Source organism: Exiguobacterium sp. UBA6309 (assembly GCF_002439205.1).
Taxonomy (GTDB): domain Bacteria; phylum Bacillota; class Bacilli; order Exiguobacteriales; family Exiguobacteriaceae; genus Exiguobacterium_A.
Map to the genome: position 1 here is coordinate 14,828 of NZ_DJTL01000017.1, position 17,719 is coordinate 32,546.

At 44.2% G+C, this 17,719-nt stretch carries 18 protein-coding genes; 15 read left to right on the forward strand and 3 right to left on the reverse strand.

The window, feature by feature from the left end; all coding sequences use genetic code 11:
* The first annotated feature begins 50 nt into the window (after positions 1-50).
* The 5 genes from B3M90_RS04370 (at position 51) to B3M90_RS04390 (ending at position 4,478) form a co-directional block, all read left to right on the forward strand.
* Positions 51-1,142: a conserved virulence factor C family protein gene (locus tag B3M90_RS04370; RefSeq protein WP_056062400.1), complete on the forward strand. Its 1,092-nt coding sequence runs from the start codon at positions 51-53 to the stop codon at positions 1,140-1,142.
* A 359-nt stretch (positions 1,143-1,501) separates the two neighbouring features.
* The gene (locus B3M90_RS04375; protein ID WP_214854661.1) at positions 1,502-1,714 is read left to right on the forward strand and encodes a hypothetical protein; all 213 of its coding nucleotides are present in this window, start codon (positions 1,502-1,504) and stop codon (positions 1,712-1,714) included.
* 78 nt (positions 1,715-1,792) lie between these two features.
* On the forward strand, positions 1,793-2,239 hold the full coding sequence (locus tag B3M90_RS04380; RefSeq protein WP_214854660.1) for a BsuPI-related putative proteinase inhibitor: 447 nt from the start codon (positions 1,793-1,795) through the stop codon (positions 2,237-2,239).
* Positions 2,240-2,272: 33 nt separating this feature from the next.
* Positions 2,273-3,091 carry an ammonia-dependent NAD(+) synthetase gene (nadE, locus tag B3M90_RS04385; RefSeq protein WP_035406669.1) on the forward strand — a complete coding sequence of 273 codons (819 nt, stop codon included), beginning with the start codon at positions 2,273-2,275 and terminating at the stop codon, positions 3,089-3,091.
* 115 nt (positions 3,092-3,206) lie between these two features.
* A complete protein-coding gene (locus tag B3M90_RS04390) occupies positions 3,207-4,478 on the forward strand; it encodes an FAD-dependent oxidoreductase (protein ID WP_290759434.1) in 1,272 nt (423 codons plus the stop codon).
* A gap of 69 nt (positions 4,479-4,547) precedes the next feature.
* Here B3M90_RS04390 and B3M90_RS04395 read toward each other — a convergent pair whose 3' ends face one another.
* The gene (locus B3M90_RS04395) at positions 4,548-4,943 is read right to left on the reverse strand and encodes a disulfide bond formation protein B (protein ID WP_035406674.1); all 396 of its coding nucleotides are present in this window, start codon (positions 4,941-4,943) and stop codon (positions 4,548-4,550) included.
* A 65-nt stretch (positions 4,944-5,008) separates the two neighbouring features.
* On the opposite strand from B3M90_RS04395, the gene B3M90_RS04400 reads away from it, so the two are divergent.
* From B3M90_RS04400 to B3M90_RS04420, 5 genes are all read left to right on the forward strand, one after another.
* Positions 5,009-5,899, forward strand: coding sequence for a LysR family transcriptional regulator (locus B3M90_RS04400; protein WP_023468861.1), 891 nt, complete (start codon positions 5,009-5,011; stop codon positions 5,897-5,899).
* Positions 5,883-6,995: an N-acetyldiaminopimelate deacetylase gene (locus B3M90_RS04405; RefSeq protein ID WP_214854656.1), complete on the forward strand. Its 1,113-nt coding sequence runs from the start codon at positions 5,883-5,885 to the stop codon at positions 6,993-6,995. Before B3M90_RS04400 ends, B3M90_RS04405 begins: the two co-directional genes overlap by 17 nt.
* Before the next feature lie 234 nt (positions 6,996-7,229).
* Positions 7,230-8,627 carry a cytochrome ubiquinol oxidase subunit I gene (locus B3M90_RS04410; RefSeq protein ID WP_035406678.1) on the forward strand — a complete coding sequence of 466 codons (1,398 nt, stop codon included), beginning with the start codon at positions 7,230-7,232 and terminating at the stop codon, positions 8,625-8,627.
* A 12-nt stretch (positions 8,628-8,639) separates the two neighbouring features.
* On the forward strand, positions 8,640-9,662 hold the full coding sequence (locus B3M90_RS04415) for a cytochrome d ubiquinol oxidase subunit II (protein ID WP_035406681.1): 1,023 nt from the start codon (positions 8,640-8,642) through the stop codon (positions 9,660-9,662).
* Between the two features lie 104 nt (positions 9,663-9,766).
* Positions 9,767-10,435: a potassium channel family protein gene (locus tag B3M90_RS04420; protein ID WP_214854655.1), complete on the forward strand. Its 669-nt coding sequence runs from the start codon at positions 9,767-9,769 to the stop codon at positions 10,433-10,435.
* A gap of 37 nt (positions 10,436-10,472) precedes the next feature.
* On the opposite strand, the gene B3M90_RS04425 is transcribed toward B3M90_RS04420, so the two are convergent.
* Positions 10,473-11,249: a Cof-type HAD-IIB family hydrolase gene (locus B3M90_RS04425; RefSeq protein WP_214854654.1), complete on the reverse strand. Its 777-nt coding sequence runs from the start codon at positions 11,247-11,249 to the stop codon at positions 10,473-10,475.
* A 173-nt stretch (positions 11,250-11,422) separates the two neighbouring features.
* Between B3M90_RS04425 and B3M90_RS04430 the strand changes: the two genes are divergently transcribed.
* Both B3M90_RS04430 and rnjA read left to right on the forward strand, forming a co-directional pair.
* On the forward strand, positions 11,423-11,638 hold the full coding sequence (locus tag B3M90_RS04430; protein WP_029342182.1) for a DNA-dependent RNA polymerase subunit epsilon: 216 nt from the start codon (positions 11,423-11,425) through the stop codon (positions 11,636-11,638).
* On the forward strand, positions 11,635-13,302 hold the full coding sequence (gene rnjA / locus B3M90_RS04435) for a ribonuclease J1 (RefSeq protein ID WP_035406688.1): 1,668 nt from the start codon (positions 11,635-11,637) through the stop codon (positions 13,300-13,302). Before B3M90_RS04430 ends, rnjA begins: the two co-directional genes overlap by 4 nt.
* 46 nt (positions 13,303-13,348) lie before the next feature.
* Here the strand turns inward: rnjA and def are convergent, their stop codons facing one another.
* Positions 13,349-13,888 carry a peptide deformylase gene (def, locus tag B3M90_RS04440; protein ID WP_023468853.1) on the reverse strand — a complete coding sequence of 180 codons (540 nt, stop codon included), beginning with the start codon at positions 13,886-13,888 and terminating at the stop codon, positions 13,349-13,351.
* 377 nt (positions 13,889-14,265) lie between these two features.
* Between def and pdhA the strand changes: the two genes are divergently transcribed.
* From pdhA to B3M90_RS04455, 3 genes are all read left to right on the forward strand, one after another.
* A complete protein-coding gene (pdhA, locus tag B3M90_RS04445) occupies positions 14,266-15,348 on the forward strand; it encodes a pyruvate dehydrogenase (acetyl-transferring) E1 component subunit alpha (RefSeq protein WP_290782768.1) in 1,083 nt (360 codons plus the stop codon).
* A 3-nt stretch (positions 15,349-15,351) separates the two neighbouring features.
* Complete coding sequence (locus B3M90_RS04450; protein WP_035406692.1) at positions 15,352-16,329, forward strand: alpha-ketoacid dehydrogenase subunit beta; 978 nt, start codon at positions 15,352-15,354, stop codon at positions 16,327-16,329.
* A 101-nt stretch (positions 16,330-16,430) separates the two neighbouring features.
* Entirely contained in the window at positions 16,431-17,717 is a 1,287-nt protein-coding gene (locus B3M90_RS04455) for a dihydrolipoamide acetyltransferase family protein (RefSeq protein WP_290782770.1), read from the forward strand.
* The last annotated feature ends 2 nt before the right edge of the window (positions 17,718-17,719 follow it).

Sequence of the window (17,719 nt, forward strand, 5' to 3'; positions counted from 1 at the left end):
TTTGCATTTCAGATTAGATATCTGAAATGATAGAAGTGGAGGGGATACACATGAAAATCGTAGCGATTGAACCAACACCAAGTCCAAATAACATGAAAGTCATCGTTGATGAGGTCTTTTCGGAAAAGGGGCAGACATTCGAGCATGCCTTTGGCGCACCGGAACACATTCAGCGATTACTTGAAATACCTGGCGTTAAGTTTGTTTATCAGGTCAGTGACTTTTTATCGATCGAGCGTTATCCGAAATATGATTGGCGTTCGCTTGTCATCGATATACGACGTGCGTTCGGTGAAACGTTAAATGACGTTGAACAGCACGAGACAGATGCTGAGTATGAGCCAGTCCATTTATTTGTACAGTTCATTTTAGGCGTACCAATGCAAATCAAAGGTGTGAAAGGCTTAGAAGAAAAACGAGAAGGGTTGCCAGAACGATTCCGAGAAGCAGCGCTATTCGTCCAACCGTTCGTTCAGAATGTCATTAGCGATCGACGCTGGGTGGAACAAGCACCTCGATACGGTGACCTTGACGAAAGTTTGCGTGAAGTAGCGAATGAGATTGAGATCGCATATCCAGTCGAACGTATCGAACGTCTCAAGTCGCTCGCAGCAGGGGAAGATATTGCCTTTAGTGGTCAAGCTATTCGTTCGTCTGATTGGAAAGAACGATTCGCGGCGCTCGATGAACTGCCTGTTGAAATGGAATGGGTTCCGGCGTATGCACGATTATTACAGGATGAAAAAATGCAAATTCGTCGTCAAGCAATCGTAAAGCTTGGGATGTTCGAAGAACATCGGGAAGAATTACTAGAGTATCTGACAAGTGCACTCCATGATCCATCAGGTATCGTACGACGAACAGCAGGTGATACGATTTCGGATTGGGCGATGCCAGAGGCTGAACCAATGATGATGGAGGCTTTGACGGATAAAAATAAACTAGTACGTTGGCGGGCTGCTCGATTCCTGTTCGATGTTGGAACAGAACAGTCGATTCCAAGACTGCGTGAAGCGAGCCGAGACCGAGAATATGAAGTCGCTTTACAGGCGGAACTCGCCTTGACTCGAATCGAAAGTGGGGAAGAAGCACTAGGAACGGTCTGGCAACAAATGAATCGAATGATAGATGAAAGTTCATGAGAACTCAAAATAATATTGTGTGAAAGAATCATTCGACAAAATGAGCCATCGATTGTCTAGGTATATTTTCCCTGTTATCTAAAAATGATGGTAAAATAATCAAAATTATGTTGTCATCTTTTTGAAATCGAAATGAAATGTGTTGGAAACGCTCGTAAAAACGCTTGCATGCAACAACTATGTAGATTATTCCAAAATATCCCTGTTTGAACTGGAATATTGTTTTGAAATGAAATGTCGAATGACTATTCTCTTCTTTTTTCATCTCTTTGATACAGTAAACCTACAACAACGAATTCGAAGCATGTAGGTCATCTTTTGGCTTGGCATATGAATGAGAAAAGGGGAGAATCGGGGATATGTTACTTTTCGCTGAAACTGATTTAGCAGTAGGATACAAGGAACGGACAACAACAGGGGTATATGTCACGATCGAAACAATGGACAGTCGTACGATTACATTGGTCGCACCAGCAAACGCGGCAGAAGATATCTGTGACGAACTGTTTGCGACAGGTTTAGAGCAATTGTTTTCATTCAAGATGAATCCATCTACTTTACCTGTAGCATAAGAGATGAAATGTGCGAGAGAGGAAATCCTCTCTCGCTTTTTTTTGTGATAAAATTGATTAGATAAAAGGAGGGATGAAATGAAACGTCTCGTTTTCATTCTGTTGCTGCTTACTGTTTGTTTAGCAGGTTGCCAAGAAAAGAAACAACAGGCAACAAAAACCATGAACGAACCGATTCAGATTGCAGTCAAAACGACAAAGCAAGACAGTATGATGCAATTAGACATTTCCTTAACAAATCCAAATGATCACAGTGTAAACGTGACATACCCTTCCTCGCAACGATTTCAGGCTCAATTGATTGATGCGAAACAACACGTAACGTATGATTTTGAGAAAGAACAAGTATTCACGCAAGCGATTGAAAAGGATACGTTCACAAAACGCGAAACGAAACAGTACACGGTGGAATTACCGATCTCCTCTTTAGGTGATAGCAAGGAAATTCGCGTATCGACAATCCGCCAGTTCAAAGGAGCAAATGCAAAACAAACGACGGATCAACAAATGATTGATTCAAAATGACGATCAAAACGATGTGAAGGAGTGAATTTATTCATGCAACAAGAAATCATCCAAGTAACAGGCGTTAAACCTATCATTGATCCAGCCCAAGAAGTAAACGAGCGGGTAGCCTTCTTGAAGGCGTATCTCAAGCATACAGGGGCGAAGGGATTCGTATTAGGCATCTCCGGGGGACAAGATTCAACGCTCGCAGGTCGTCTATGCCAACTGGCAGTTGAAGAGTTGCGAAAAGAAGAGGGACAAGATGTCTCATTTTATGCGGTCCGCTTGCCTTACGGTGAACAACAAGATGAAGCAGACGCACAGGCAGCCTTGACTTTTATTCAACCGGATCATTCGCTTCGTGTGAATATCAAACCAGCGGTCGAAGCATCGATGCGGGCATTCGAAGAGGCGACAGGTGCAGAACTTTCAGACTTTAGCAAAGGAAATACGAAAGCGCGAGAACGAATGAAGAGTCAATATGATTTAGCTGCTCATTATGGCTGTTTAGTCGTTGGAACGGATCATGCAGCCGAATTCGTGACGGGATTCTACACGAAACATGGGGATGGTGCATGTGATTTAACGCCATTAACGGGACTGAATAAACGGCAAGGGAAACAACTCTTACGTTACTTGAACGCCCCAGAAGTCTTGATTGAAAAAGTTCCGACAGCAGACCTTGAAGAAAATCGTCCGGCACTACCAGACGAAGTGGCACTCGGAATGACATACGAAGAAATTGATGATTATTTGGAAGGTAAGTCGATTTCAGAAGCAAGTCAAGAAAAGTTAGAGACGCAGTATAAACGTGTTGGACATAAGCATCATATGCCCGTCTCACCACTTGATGAATGGTGGAAAGCATAATCAAAAATAAGAAGATATGATTTCATGATTGAAATCATGTCTTTTTTCATGTTCTTCGATTCTTCTCCGGGCGTTATGGGAAAAGAAGAGAAACGATGGTTGAGGAGGCGAGAGTATGACGATTGGGATCATAGGTGGAGGGTTATCCGGATTGACAGCAGCGGCATTATTTGCAAAACAAGGAACACCGGTCACGCTCTGGGATGCTGGATTACTCGGAGGACGTGCCACCTCTCAAACCGTAAAGGGCTTTACATTTAATTACGGTGCCCATGCGATTTATGGACGCGATCAATCAATTCTTCGCAAATTAACGAAACAACTCGGTATCGAAGTGACGTGGCTTGATTTTTCAGCGCGTCGTGCGAAATATGAATTTTCAGGTCATTTGACGGCTGTTCCTGCGAATGCCTGGGGACTACTGAAAACAGAAGTCATCGAAGGAACGAACAAAGTACGTTTTACATGGGAGATTATTAAAACGATTTTACGAGTCGAACGAGGGAATCCGCAACAATCCATCGGGCAATGGTTAAAAACAGAACGCGTCGATGAACAAGTGGCACAGTTGATGCTTGATTTGGCATCAACGAATTTTTTTACGGCAGAACCAGAAAAAATTCCATCAGATGTCTATTTCGAGTATTATCAAAAGCTTTTTCGGACGCGAAAGCCTGTCTCATACATCGAAGGGGGTTGGCAAGGGTTAGTACAGGAATTGGAACGGATCATCCTAGAGAACCGCGGAGAGATCTTGAAAAAAACAAAAATAACAGCAGTCGAATTGACTACGACAGGATTCTTGGTACGTGATCGAAAAAAACAAGAATGGAATGTGGAACGGATCATCTTTGCCGTACCACCACGTGAAATCTTAAAAATGGCGACTCCAACGACGATCCAAAAATTCGTGACACCGCATGCGAGTCATGAACCCGTCGAAGTTTTCGTGTATGATCTCGGACTTCAGCCTTATATCCAAACACCGTATTCATACATCTACGACCGTTCGCATCGAGCGTTCATCACGGATTTATCGCATTATGATGCAAGCCTCGCACCAAAGGATGGTCAAGTCCTTCAAGCAATCGCTTATCTTGAACACGATCGACTTGAGGATCCTGATTATATCGGACATGTTCGAAAGGGAATCGAACAGATGCTTGACGTTCATTTCACAGACTGGAGAGAACGTATCGTTGCAGAACGAACGATTAAACGAGCAGTCGTACAAGAAATCAAATGGAAAATGGGGCAAGGTCCTCTTGCGACTCAAATTCCGGGACATGCAGGTGTCGCTTTCGTCGGAGACTGGTGTGAAGGGACGGGACAACTCTCAGAGCTTGCGTTCTCAAGCGCCGTAAGTGTTTTCAATCGATGGACGTGATGTAAAATGACGAAAGAAGGAGAAGCCGAATTGACTTCTCCTTCTTTGTATTGACCAAAGATTCATATCTTACGCTTCATTGTTCGAACGTGCTGGATAGAACGCCAGAATTAATAGTAATGTAAAGGCAATGAGACTCATCATCGGAATCGTCAAGAAACCGAAATAGTTGACCCATTTGATGAGACAGCCACTCGAACATAACGCTTCGCCATCGGGTAAACGCTCAAGGATGACATGGTACAAGGCGACACCAAAGCCGGCAAGCACATATAGGCGTACAAAGAGTGGATCGATCGTTTTCGACCGGAATAAGGAAATAAGTAAATAAAAGGCTGTCGTATACATGAATAGTCGTTGCCACCAACAGAGAGGGCAAGGGATGAATCCACGAATTTCACTAAAATAGAGACTGCCAAGCGTTGCAATCGTTGAGATGATGAACATAAAATGATAGCGTGTCATATGTATCGTCCTTTCTAACGTGTTAAACTAATGCCATCTTATATCATGAGGAGTCGAATCTCACATTGCAAGTGTCGGAAATGGAAATGTTGATCACTTTATCGGAAGAATTGAATATGAGGCGAGCTGCTGAACGATTATTCGTTTCACAACCTGCGCTTAGTCAACGTCTTGTTGCGATTGAGAGACGCTGGGGAACCAAACTATTCATTCGTTCATCGCGTGGCTTAAGCATCACACCGCAAGGAGAAAAAGTGATTGGTCTCGCAAAAGAGATGAATCGGAAGGAACTGGAACTAAAAAGTGAATTGACAGCAGAAGAGGGAGCCGTGTATGGAACACTTCGAATTGCTGTCGCCTCCATCATGGGGCAATATTGGCTTCCCCGTGTCTTAAAACGATTCGTCGAGCGTTATCCGCATGTGCGTGTCCAGTTGGTCACCGGATGGTCAAGTGAGATGATGCGTCATATGTTAGAGGAACACTTTCATATCGGGATCATTCGTGGAAACCCGGACTGGAAAGGTGTTAAAGAGCGCCTTTTTTCAGACCCGCTCTATCTAGTTGATAGTGAGTTGACGTCGATTGAACAATTGCGTGTGACGGATCGCCCGTTCATCCAGTTCAAAAGTGATTCGACGTACTATCAAGAAATTTTAGAGTGGTGGCAAGATCGGTTCGCAAGTCCCCCATCTCGGACACTGGTCGTCGACCAAATCGAGACATGCAAACAGATGGCGTTACATGGCATCGGTTTTGCGATCTTACCTGAGTCGACGATTCAGCAATCGAATGAAGTCATGCAGCTTCCGTTGAAGACATCATCCGGAAAAGTACTGAAGCGAGATACTTGGATCTTGTCCACGGAGTCGATGCTTGAATTAAAACAAGTCCAAGCTTTTTGGGACATCGTAAAAGAAGAAGGAGGAAGTCAGTCAGATGGAATACGCCATTGAAATGCGGCGCGCGCTTCATAAAATACCGGAACCCGGGTTCAAGGAATTTAAGACGCAAGCTTTTATATTGGAACAAATTCGTGCATATCCGCCAGATCGTGTCACATATGACACGTTCGAAACGGGTGTTTTCGTTCGAGTGAAAGGATTGACTGGAAACCGAACGATCGGGTATCGCGCAGATATTGATGGGTTACCGATTGAAGAAGCGACAGGGCTTCCGTATTGCTCAGAACACCCAGGGTTCATGCATGCATGTGGTCATGACATGCATGCCTCGATTGCTTTAGGGTTGATGAAACGGATCGTTGAACTACCAGTCATGGATGATGTCGTCTTTTTATTCCAACCGGCAGAAGAAGGACCGGGCGGGGCGGAGCCGATGATTAAAAGTCCGTTATTTGAAAAATATCGTCCGAGTGAGATGTATGGTCTTCACGTTGCACCGGAATATCCAGTCGGTACGATTGCTAGTCGTCCAGGCGTACTGTTCGCGAGTGCTCGAGAAGTTCATATCACGATCTATGGTCAAAGTGGTCATGCGGCTTTTCCTCATTTGACGATTGATACAGTTGTTGCGCAAGCTGCCTTGATCATGCAATTGCAAACGATCGTCAGTCGATCCATTAATCCGATGAATTGTAGTGTCATCACGATTGGGAAAGTGGATGCAGGTATTCGTGAGAATGTCATTGCCGGTAGAGCGGTTCTTGACGGAACGATGCGTGCGCTAAACGGCGAAGACATGGAAAAACTCGAACGTCGTGTCCGTGACATCATTCGAGGAATCGAAGCTTCGTTTGGTGTTAAAATCGATCTGCAATTCGGTAATCGCTATTATGAAGTCGTCAACGACCGGCAAATCGTGGATAAATTCTCATCATTCGTAAAGATGAATGCCAACTATATCGAATGTGACGCGGCGATGACAGGGGAAGATTTTGGTTTCATGCTGAAAGAGATCCCAGGGATGATGTTCTGGCTCGGCGTCGATAATCCGACATCTGGTTTGCATCAACCAACATTAAACCCGGATGAATCAGCCATTTCTTTTGTCATTGATTTACTTGACCATTATTTCCGAGAGTATGTTTAAAAGTTTTTATGAAATAATAAAGGATATAAAGCTTTCCCTTTCGAATTCAGGAATGGGAAAGTTTTTAATATATGTAGGAATAAGAGTTTTCGAACATTTTGTGAAAAAAATCACGTGTATATGTGAACAATTTGTTACATCAAACATTATAAACAGACACAAAGGGTTATGTTCTCTATGATACGGTTATAGACCATATAGAGAAGTATGTTTTAGGAAGAGGGGGCTAAATACATGTTCAATGATCCCGTAGTGCTCAGTCGATTGTTGACAGGGCTCACACTAGCGTTTCATATTATTTTCGCGACGATTGGTGTCGGAGTACCGCTCATGGTACTGGCAGCTGAATTCATAGGTCTGAAACGCAAAGATCCAGATTATATCTTATTAGCAAGACGGTGGACGCGTGGATACGTCGTTACCGTAGCGGTCGGTGTCGTAACAGGGACGGCAATCGGCTTGCAACTATCATTACTTTGGCCGTCACTCATGCAAGTAGCGGGTCAAACAATTGCTCTGCCACTATTTATGGAGACGTTCGCGTTCTTCTTTGAAGCGATTTTCCTTGGTATTTACTTGTATACGTGGGACCGGTTCAAAAATCCGTGGTTGCACTGGTTGATTGGGATTCCAGTCGTCATTGGTGCGACAGCATCAGCGTTCTTCATCACGACAGTCAACTCCTTCATGAACTCACCAGAAGGATTTAAGATCGTCAATGGTACGTTGACGCAAATCGAACCATTAAAAGCAATGTTTAATACAGCGACACCGACGAAGGCGACACACGTCATCGTTTCAGCTTACTTGACTGTTGCCTTTATCTTGGCAGCAATCGCGGCGTTCCATTTGCTTCGCAAAAAGACACTCTCAGCAGCAGAGACGGCATATCATAAGAAAGCTCTTCGTCTCACTGTCATGGCTGGTCTGATTTTCGCGTTCTCGACAGCACTTGTCGGTGACTTCTCAGGGAAATATTTAGCGAAATACCAGCCAGAAAAACTAGCAGCTGCGGAATGGCATTTTGATACGACAAATGAAGCAGAATTGATTTTTGGTGGGATACTTGATCAGCAAGAAGACGGCAGTTATGAAATCAAAGGAGCCGTCAAAATCCCATATGCGCTCTCAATTCTTGCAGGTGGGGCTCCGAATACGGAAGTCATCGGTTTAAACGAATTCGCAAAAGAAGATCAAGCACCACTGATCGTCCACTATTTCTTTGATATCATGGTATCGATTGGGATGTACTTGACTGCTATCTCTGCTTTGTTCATCTTGGCATTCCGATTGAAAAAATTGAATCCATATAATAAGTGGATTTTACGAGGGGTGTTCATCGGTGGTCCGTTAGCGATGATTTCAATCGAAGCGGGATGGATGTACGCTGAGATTGGTCGTCAACCTTGGACGCTTTACGGTATCATGCGAACAGCGGACGCGGCGACGACTTCAACAGCGGTTGGTCCGATGCTCATTTTATTCAGTGCATTGTACTTGTTGCTTGGCACGATTTGTACGGTCGTCTTATTACGGATGTTTAAGAAAAACACGGTTGGAAAAGAACTTCAAGAACTTGCTGAAAACCACCATGCACGCGGTGAAGCAATGTTCGTGGATGATAACAAGTAAGGAGGGAACGATTTGGACGTTCAAACACTAGGGATCACGGTCCTTTGGACTTTCCTGTACGGATATCTCATCGTTGCCTCAATTGACTTCGGTGCTGGATTTTACGCCTTTTATTCAAAATATACGAAGCGGGATCATCTGACGAATCGATTGATTCTTCGTTACCTCTCTCCTGTTTGGGAGGTAACGAATGTCTTCTTCGTATTCTTCTTCGTAGGACTAGTTGGGTTCTTCCCAGACTCCGCTTACTATTTCGGTACGGCACTACTCGTACCAGCGTCAATTGTTCTTGTCTTGATTGCGATTCGTGGTAGTTTTTATGCGTTCGCCAATTATGGATCAAATGACAGCATGTTCTACACATTTTTATATGGAGCGACAGGGTTGCTGATTCCTGCTGCGATGTCGACGACATTGACGATCAGTCAAGGTGGTTTCATCCGCAAAACGAATGATACAGTTGAGTTTTTAGGAACGAAATTATTTTCGAACTTTTACTCGTGGACGGTCGTAGCGCTCGCTATCGTATCTGTCTTATACATCAGCGCGATGTTCCTCTTATTCTACGCGGATAAAGCGAAAGATGAGGGAGCTACGCCGCTTATTCGGAAATGGGCACTCTTCTGGAGTGGACCAACAATCCTCGTCTGTGCGCTCGTCTTCTTTGGACTGAAGAACCAAGCAGCATGGCATTATGAAAATATCCTAAACGGCAACTGGTGGTGGTTCGCTGCTAGTTTCTTATTTTTCCTCATTGCCGTGACACTCGTCTATATGAAGAAAAACTATGGCATCGCGTTCGTCGCGGTCATGCTACAATATGCAGTCGCGTGGTTTGGTTACGGATATACACACTTGCCGTATATCTTGTATCCATATATCGATATCAACAAAGCAGTCGTAAACGAAACGATGGCTTCCGCACTCGTCGTCGTTTTCATCTTCGGACTTTTACTCTTAATTCCGGCGTTGTATTTGATTTTACGGCTCTTCTTGTTCGATAACGATTATGTACGTGGAAAATCATCAAAATAATGAATGGATAAACGCCTCTGCGATTCGCAGAGGCGTTTATAGTATTTTTAAATTGAATCGGGTACACTACTAAGGAAGAGCGATTGTGAAGGAGAGTTGTGAAAATGAATGGAGAGTTTGCAGTAATCGGACTAGGGCGTTTTGGTGGCTCGATTGTCCGCGAATTATCGAAAAACGGCTATGATGTCTTGGCAATTGATTCCGATGAGGAACGTGTCAACGAATTCATGGGGATTGCGACACATTCTGTCATTGCCGATACGACCGATGAGAACGTTTTAAAAAGTTTGGGGATTCGAAACTTTGATCATGTCATCGTCGCTATTGGGGAGAACATTCAAGCGTCTATCTTGACGACGTTGATCTTAAAAGAGCTTGGTGTACAATCGATCACCGTCAAAGCAACGAATGATTACCATGAAAAAGTATTGCGAAAAATCGGAGCGGATTTCATCGTTCACCCTGAGCGGGATATGGGGGTTCGGATTGCGAACGGATTGATGAGTTCGAATATCCTTGATTACTTAGACTTATCACAAGAATTTTCAATCGTTGAGATTAAAGTCAGTGATCAGATGGCAAAACAAACCTTAATTGATCTCGACTTACGAAGTAAATATGGAGCAAACGTTGTCGCCATCAAACGGGGTGAAAATGTCATGATCTCCTTGCAGGCAGATGAAGTCATTGAAAAAGGCGATTATCTCGTCGTCATTGGTGAGAATGAAGATCTTGATCGCTTAGAACGCGCGATTCATAAAGTAAAGAATTAAAAAAAGCTGAGGCATGCCTCAGCTTTACATCTATCTATTAGATGAGTTGGAATTCTTTAAGTCCATGTGCGATACCGTCTTCAAGAATAGGTTTCGTGACATAATCGGCAGCGGCTTTTGTTTCCGGAAGTCCGTTGCCCATTGCAATACCAGTCCCGACATAGCGTAGCATTTCAAGGTCATTGAGAGCATCTCCAAAAGCAAAGGTATCCTCGCGGCGAATGTTTGTCAATTTCAAGAACTGTTTGATGCCTTCTGCTTTCGAGGAACCGACGTTGATGACATCCATCGCATGGGGATGCCAGCGAATGAAATCAAAAGCATCGTAACGTTTGATGTAATCTGTTTCTTCTTCTGCCGTACAGTAGACAAGCGTTTGGAACACATCGTGAGACAAGAAGGCTTCTTCATCGTGAAGCGGTAACGGCATGTCGAGATCACCGAGCGAATCAACGACATGAAAATCATTTGATTTCGTTGTAAAACCTTTTGTTTCGCCAAGATAGACAAGCGTATGTCCGTTTTCCTTTGCTTGTTGCGTCAAATGTGTCAGATCGACTTTAGGTTGTGGACGTTTGTAGATGATTTCGTTTTGATGAACCACAATTTGCCCGTTGTAACCGATGATCGTATCAATGTTGAGCAACTCACGAATCCCAGATAACATTGCGGGACCGCGTCCAGTCGCGAGTGCTACATACACACCGTTTTCTTGAAGTTGACGAATTGCCTGTTTTGTTGATTCCGGAACGAAATGACCATCATGCAATAAGGTTCCGTCGATATCGAAAAAGACGACTTTCTGATTTGCCATGGTTTCACCTTCTCTTTTTAATTGGTCGAAATGACCTGTTCATGTGAAAGTATAGCATAACCAAAAGCGTGTTGCCGGAAGGGAACATGCGGAATAAGGATGAAAAATAGTCCATGTATCGTGTATACTGTACTAAGGACAAAAAACAATGTACTGATAAGGAGTTGCTAGACATGATTTTTAAAGTATTTTACCAACCGCTTCGTTCGGAAGCACCTGTTCGTGAACGGACAGAAACGATGTATGTAGAAGGGGAAAGCATTCGTGACGTGCGATCAACGATTGACCACCTCAAAGAGATCAACATTGAGTTCATCCGCGAAGTTAGTGGAGAATTTTTGACATACGAACAACAACATCCTGACTTCAAGGTTGCGACGTTCGAATGAAGTTCGTCAAAAACCATCAAGCCGCCGTCTTCGCACTCGGTGGACTCGGGGAAATCGGAAAGAACACGTATGTCGTTCAATTCCAAGATGAAATCATCGTCATCGACGCGGGTGTCATGTTCCCTGAGGATGAATTACTCGGAATCGACTATGTCATTCCGGATTACACTTATTTGATCAAGAACAAAGATAAGGTCAAAGGGGTCTTCATCACGCATGGTCACGAAGACCATATTGGCGGTCTTCCTTTCTTGCTTAAACAAGTAAACTTACCGATTTACGCTGGAAAAATTGCAATGGGTCTCATTAAAGTCAAACTAGAAGAACACGGTTTGCTTCGGAATGCAGAACTTCATGAAATCGATGAAGATTCGATCATCAAGTTTCGGAAGACGAGTATCTCGTTCTTCCGTACGACACACTCGATTCCGAACTCGTTCGGTGTCGTCGTCAAGACACCACAAGGCAATATCGTGCATACAGGGGACTTTAAGTTCGATTTCACACCGGTCGGAGAACCTGCTGATTTAGCGAAAATGGCTGAACTTGGTAAGGAAGGCGTCTTGTGCCTCTTATCGGATTCTACGAACGCTGAAGTGGAAGGTTTTACGATGAGCGAACGTGTCGTTGGGGAAACGATTTCAGACATCTTCCGTAAGGCGGAAGGACGGATCATTTTCGCGACATTCGCATCGAATATCTATCGTCTCCAACAAGTCGTCAATGCTTCTGTTGAAGCAGGACGAAAAATCGTCGTTTTCGGACGTAGCATGGATAAGGTCATGATGATTGGTCAAGAACTTGACTTCATCAAGGCGCCGAAGGGTACGATCATCGAGCCGAACGAGATGAAGCGTTATAAATCAAACGAGTTGACGATCCTTTGTACCGGTTCACAAGGAGAACCGATGGCGGCCCTTAGTCGTATCGCAAACGGAACACACCGTCAAATCTCAATCATTCCAGATGATCTCGTCATCTTCTCTTCGTCACCTATCCCGGGGAACGTCGTCTCAGTCGGAAAGACGATCAACCAGTTGTACAAAGCTGGCGCGGATGTCATGTACGGTAAATTAAATGACATCCATACATCAGGTCATGGTAGTCAACAAGAGCAGTTGCTCATGTTGCGTCTATTGAATCCGAAATACTTCATGCCGATTCACGGAGAATACCGGATGCTGAAGAAGCATATGTCGCTAGCAATGGATGCTGGTGTACCGGAAGAAAACTGTTTCGTCATGGATAACGGTGAAGTGCTGGCATTAGATGCAAATGCAGCCGCTATCACTGGGAAGATTCAAGCGAACGCCGTTTATGTTGACGGAAAAGGAATCGGTGATATCGGTAACATCGTCTTACGAGACCGCCGTATTCTCTCAGAAGAGGGACTTGTCGTCGTTGTCGTGACGCTTGACTCTAAAACGAATCGTCTCGTCTCAGGACCGGATATCATCTCGCGCGGTTTCGTCTACATGCGTGAGTCAGGTAATTTGATTAAAGATGCTGAACGTCTACTCAAGCGCTCGCTTGATCAATCGCTTGCGAACCGTAACACGAAATGGACGGACATCAAACAAGTCATCAATGATACGCTCACACCGTATTTAACTGAAAAAACACAACGTCATCCGATGGTCATGCCGATCATCATGGAAGTCTGATTCGAAAAAATCCTCGTTTCCGGAAACGGAAACGAGGATTTTTATATTATGTGGCAGGACCATATTCCTTGAATGGTTCTTTTTTATCGATCCGATCATAGAACATGACGCCATCTAAATGATCATATTCGTGTTGACAGACGATTGCTTTCATACCTTTTAAACGTAATTTTACCGGATTTCCGTTATGATCGATGCCAGTTAGGGTAATACGCATATAGCGCGGTACATGTCCTTCGACTTCACGGTCGACGGACAAACATCCTTCGCCGCCTGTTAAATACGTCTGCTCGACGGAATGACTGATGATTTTTGGATTATAAATACCGAATTCCAATAAATCGTCACCATCCGGTAAGCGGATTGCGAACATACGCTTGTTGACACCGATTTGTGGTGCTGCAAGTCCAATGCCGCTTCGTAGGTCATATTTCTTCGCAATTTCATCATCTTGACTATTAGCGAGGAACTCGCGCATGAGTCGCATCGTTTCCTTATCCTCATCGCTGAGAGGGAAGGTCACTTCTACTGACCGTTCGTGAAGAGCAGGAACGTCTTCGCGTACGATTTCATTCATGGTGATCATGAACAACACTCCTTTCATCTACAAAAAGTATAGCATAGGAAAGTGGGGAATGATGACAACTAACACAGTAGGAAAATATCGAATGATACAGAAGATGGAATATTCTAGTTTTGTGATTGAATTCACAATGTGAATCGCGAAAAAAATAAAACATTTCCTTTGATTTTAAGGTGTTACAGATTTATACTTGTAACGTAATGAACAAGACACTATAACGTGTCGATTCATGATAATACAGTTTACTCAACTGAATAGGTACACAGACACATGTTCAAAGGATAGTCACACGGGACTTCGTTTTTTGGACACTATTGTCATGTGGGCAAATCAGTCAGAGGAATATTTCGCTGAACGCAGTGAAAGGATGAGGTGAAAAGATGAACGTAAACATGTTTAAAAACGTGGAAGAAAACTTTGAAACGTTCCGCATTCTTGACGAGAAAGGTGAAGTCGTCAATAAAGAGGCTATGCCAGACCTCTCGGATGAAGAGCTTACGGAATTAATGCGCCGTCTCGTATACACACGTATCTGGGACCAACGTGCAATCTCACTTAACCGTCAAGGACGCCTTGGTTTCTATGCTCCAGTAGCTGGACAAGAAGCGTCAATGATCGGTACGCAATTCGCTTTGGATAAAGATGACTGGATTCTTCCTGGATACCGTGATATTCCACAAATGGTCTTCCATGGCTTCCCACTTTACAAAGCATTCTTGTTCTCACGCGGTCACATCACAGGCGGTCAGATTCCTGAGGGTGTTAACGTCTTAATGCCACAAATCATCATCGGTGCGCAGATCGTTCAAGCGGCTGGTGTTGCTCTCGGTCTTAAGAAAAGCGGTAAAGAACAAGTAGCGATCACTTACACAGGTGATGGTGGTTCTTCACAAGGGGACTTCTATGAAGGAATGAACTTTGCTGGAGCTTTCAAAGCACCTGCAATCTTCGTCGTTCAAAACAACCGTTTCGCAATCTCGACACCTGTCGAAAAACAATCTATGGCGAAAACAATCGCTCAAAAAGCTGTTGCTGCTGGTATCAATGGTATCCAAGTCGACGGTATGGACGTTCTTGCTGTATACGCAGCTACGAAACAAGCACGCGTAGAAGCACTTAACGGTGTTCCGACATTGATCGAAACATTGACTTACCGTTATGGACCACACACACTCGCTGGTGATGATCCAACACGTTACCGTACAAAAGACATGGATGATGAATATCAAGCACAAGATCCACTCGTCCGTTTCCGTGCTTTCATGGAAGCAAAAGGTCTTTGGAACGAAGATAAAGAGAACGAAGTCATCGAGCAAGCTAAAGCTGACGTTAAGGAAGCACTTGCACAAGCTGACAAAGAACCAAAACAAAAAGTTACAGATTTCATCAACGTGATGGCTGAAAAGCTTCCACTAAACCTGCAAGAGCAGCTTGATGAGTATACAGCAAAGGAGTCGAAATAACCCATGGCACAAATGACGATGATCCAAGCGATCACTGACGCAATGCGCGTCGAGATGAAACGCGACGAACAAGTTCTCTTGTTCGGTGAAGACGTCGGTAAAAACGGTGGGGTATTCCGTGCGACAGAAGGTCTTCAAGATGAACTCGGCGAAGACCGTGTCTTCGATACACCACTTGCGGAATCAGGTATTGGTGGTCTTGCTGTCGGATTCAGTCTGACAGGATTCCGTCCAATCATGGAAATCCAATTCTTCGGATTCGTATTCGAAGTATTCGATTCAGTTGCAGCACAACTCGCGCGTCTCCGTTACCGTTCAGGTGGCACATACAATGCGCCTGTAACAATCCGTTCACCATTCGGTGGCGGTGTTAAAACACCGGAACTTCACGCAGATAACCTCGAAGGACTCATGGCTCAGTCACCAGGACTTAAAGTTGTCATTCCTTCAACACCATACGATGCAAAAGGTCTCTTGATCGCGTCAATCCGTGATAACGACCCAGTCGTATTCCTCGAGCACATGAAACTCTACCGTTCATTCCGCGGTGAAGTGCCAGAGGGCGATTACACGATCGAACTCGGAAAAGCTGATGTAAAACGTGAAGGTACAGATGTAACAATCGTCACTTACGGTGCGATGGTGCACGCTTCACTTAAAGCAGCAGAAGAGCTCGAAAAAGAAAACATCAGCGTCGAAATCATCGACTTGATGACGATCAGCCCGATCGATATCGATACGATTCTTGCTTCTGTCAAGAAAACAAACCGTGTCGTCGTCGTTCAAGAAGCACAAAAACAAGCGGGTATCGCTGCAATGGTTGCAACTGAAATCCAAGAACGTGCAATCCTTGACCTCGAAGCGCCAATTCTTCGTGTTGCTGCTCCAGATACGATCTTCCCATTCGCACAAGGTGAAGACGTCTGGATTCCGGATCACAAAGATATCGTCGAAAAAGTCAAGACTGTCTACAATTTCTAAGAGCATTTCGGAAAATATGGAGAGGGGTGCATTCTCTCCTTGCTTCCGTTTTTACAGATAACAATCGACTAGAAGAGTGAACTAAAAGGAGGCATATTCAAATGGGTTTATTTGAATTCAAATTGCCGGATATCGGTGAGGGTATTCATGAAGGTGAAATCGTAAAGTGGTTCGTAAAAGCGGGCGACACTGTCAAAGAAGATGATGTTCTTCTTGAAGTACAAAACGATAAAGCAGTCGTTGAAATTCCATCGCCAGTTGATGGTACTGTTAAAGAAGTAAAAGTTGACGAAGGTGTCGTAGCTGTCGTTGGCGACGTCCTCATCACTTTCGAAGTCGAAGGCGAAGGTTCTGCTCCTTCTGAAGAAGCAGAGCAACCAAAAGCTGAAGAAAATGCGAAAGACGTTCAAGATACGGATCAAAAAGTGGAAGACAAACCAAATGAGGTTCAAATCCATAAATCAGAACGTGTCATCGCGATGCCATCTGTCCGTAAATATGCACGTGAAAAAGGTGTCGACATCCGTGAAGTCCAAGGTTCTGGAGACAACGGTCGTGTCGTTAAAGAAGACATCGATGCATTCGCAAACGGTGGAAAAACTTCTGATGCACCAGCAACAGAAGAAAAAGCACCAGCTGCTTCTGCACCAAAAACAGAAGTGAAGCCATACGTTGCTGCTCAACCTGAACTTGAAACACGCGAGAAAATCAAAGGAATCCGTAAAGCGATTTCGAAAGCAATGGTTAACTCGAAACATACAGCTCCACACGTAACACTCATGGACGAAGTGGATGTTACGAACCTCGTTGCACTCCGTAAAAACTTCAAAGAAGTTGCGGCTGCTCAAGGTACGAAATTGACTTACCTTCCGTTCGTCGTAAAAGCATTGACTGCTGCTGCTAAAAAATACCCGGCAATCAACGCATCAATCGACGATGTAAACGAAGAAATCGTCTACAAAAACTACTTCAACATCGGCATTGCTGCTGATACAGACAACGGTCTTGTCGTACCAGTCGTTAAAGATGCAGATCGTAAATCGATCTTCGCACTTGCTGACAACATCAATGACCTTGCTGGTAAAGCGCGTGACGGAAAACTTTCTGGCGACGAGATGAAAGGCGGATCAATCACGATCACTAACATCGGTTCTGCTGGCGGTCAATGGTTCACACCAGTCATCAACCACCCAGAAGTTGCAATCCTCGGTATCGGTCGTATCGCTGAAAAAGCGGTCGTTAAAAACGGCGAAATCGTTGCTGCACCAGTTCTTGCACTTTCATTCAGCTTCGACCACCGTCTCATCGATGGTGCAACTGCACAAAACGCGCTTAACTTAGTTAAACGCCTATTGAACGACCCACAACTTCTCATCATGGAGGGATAAGC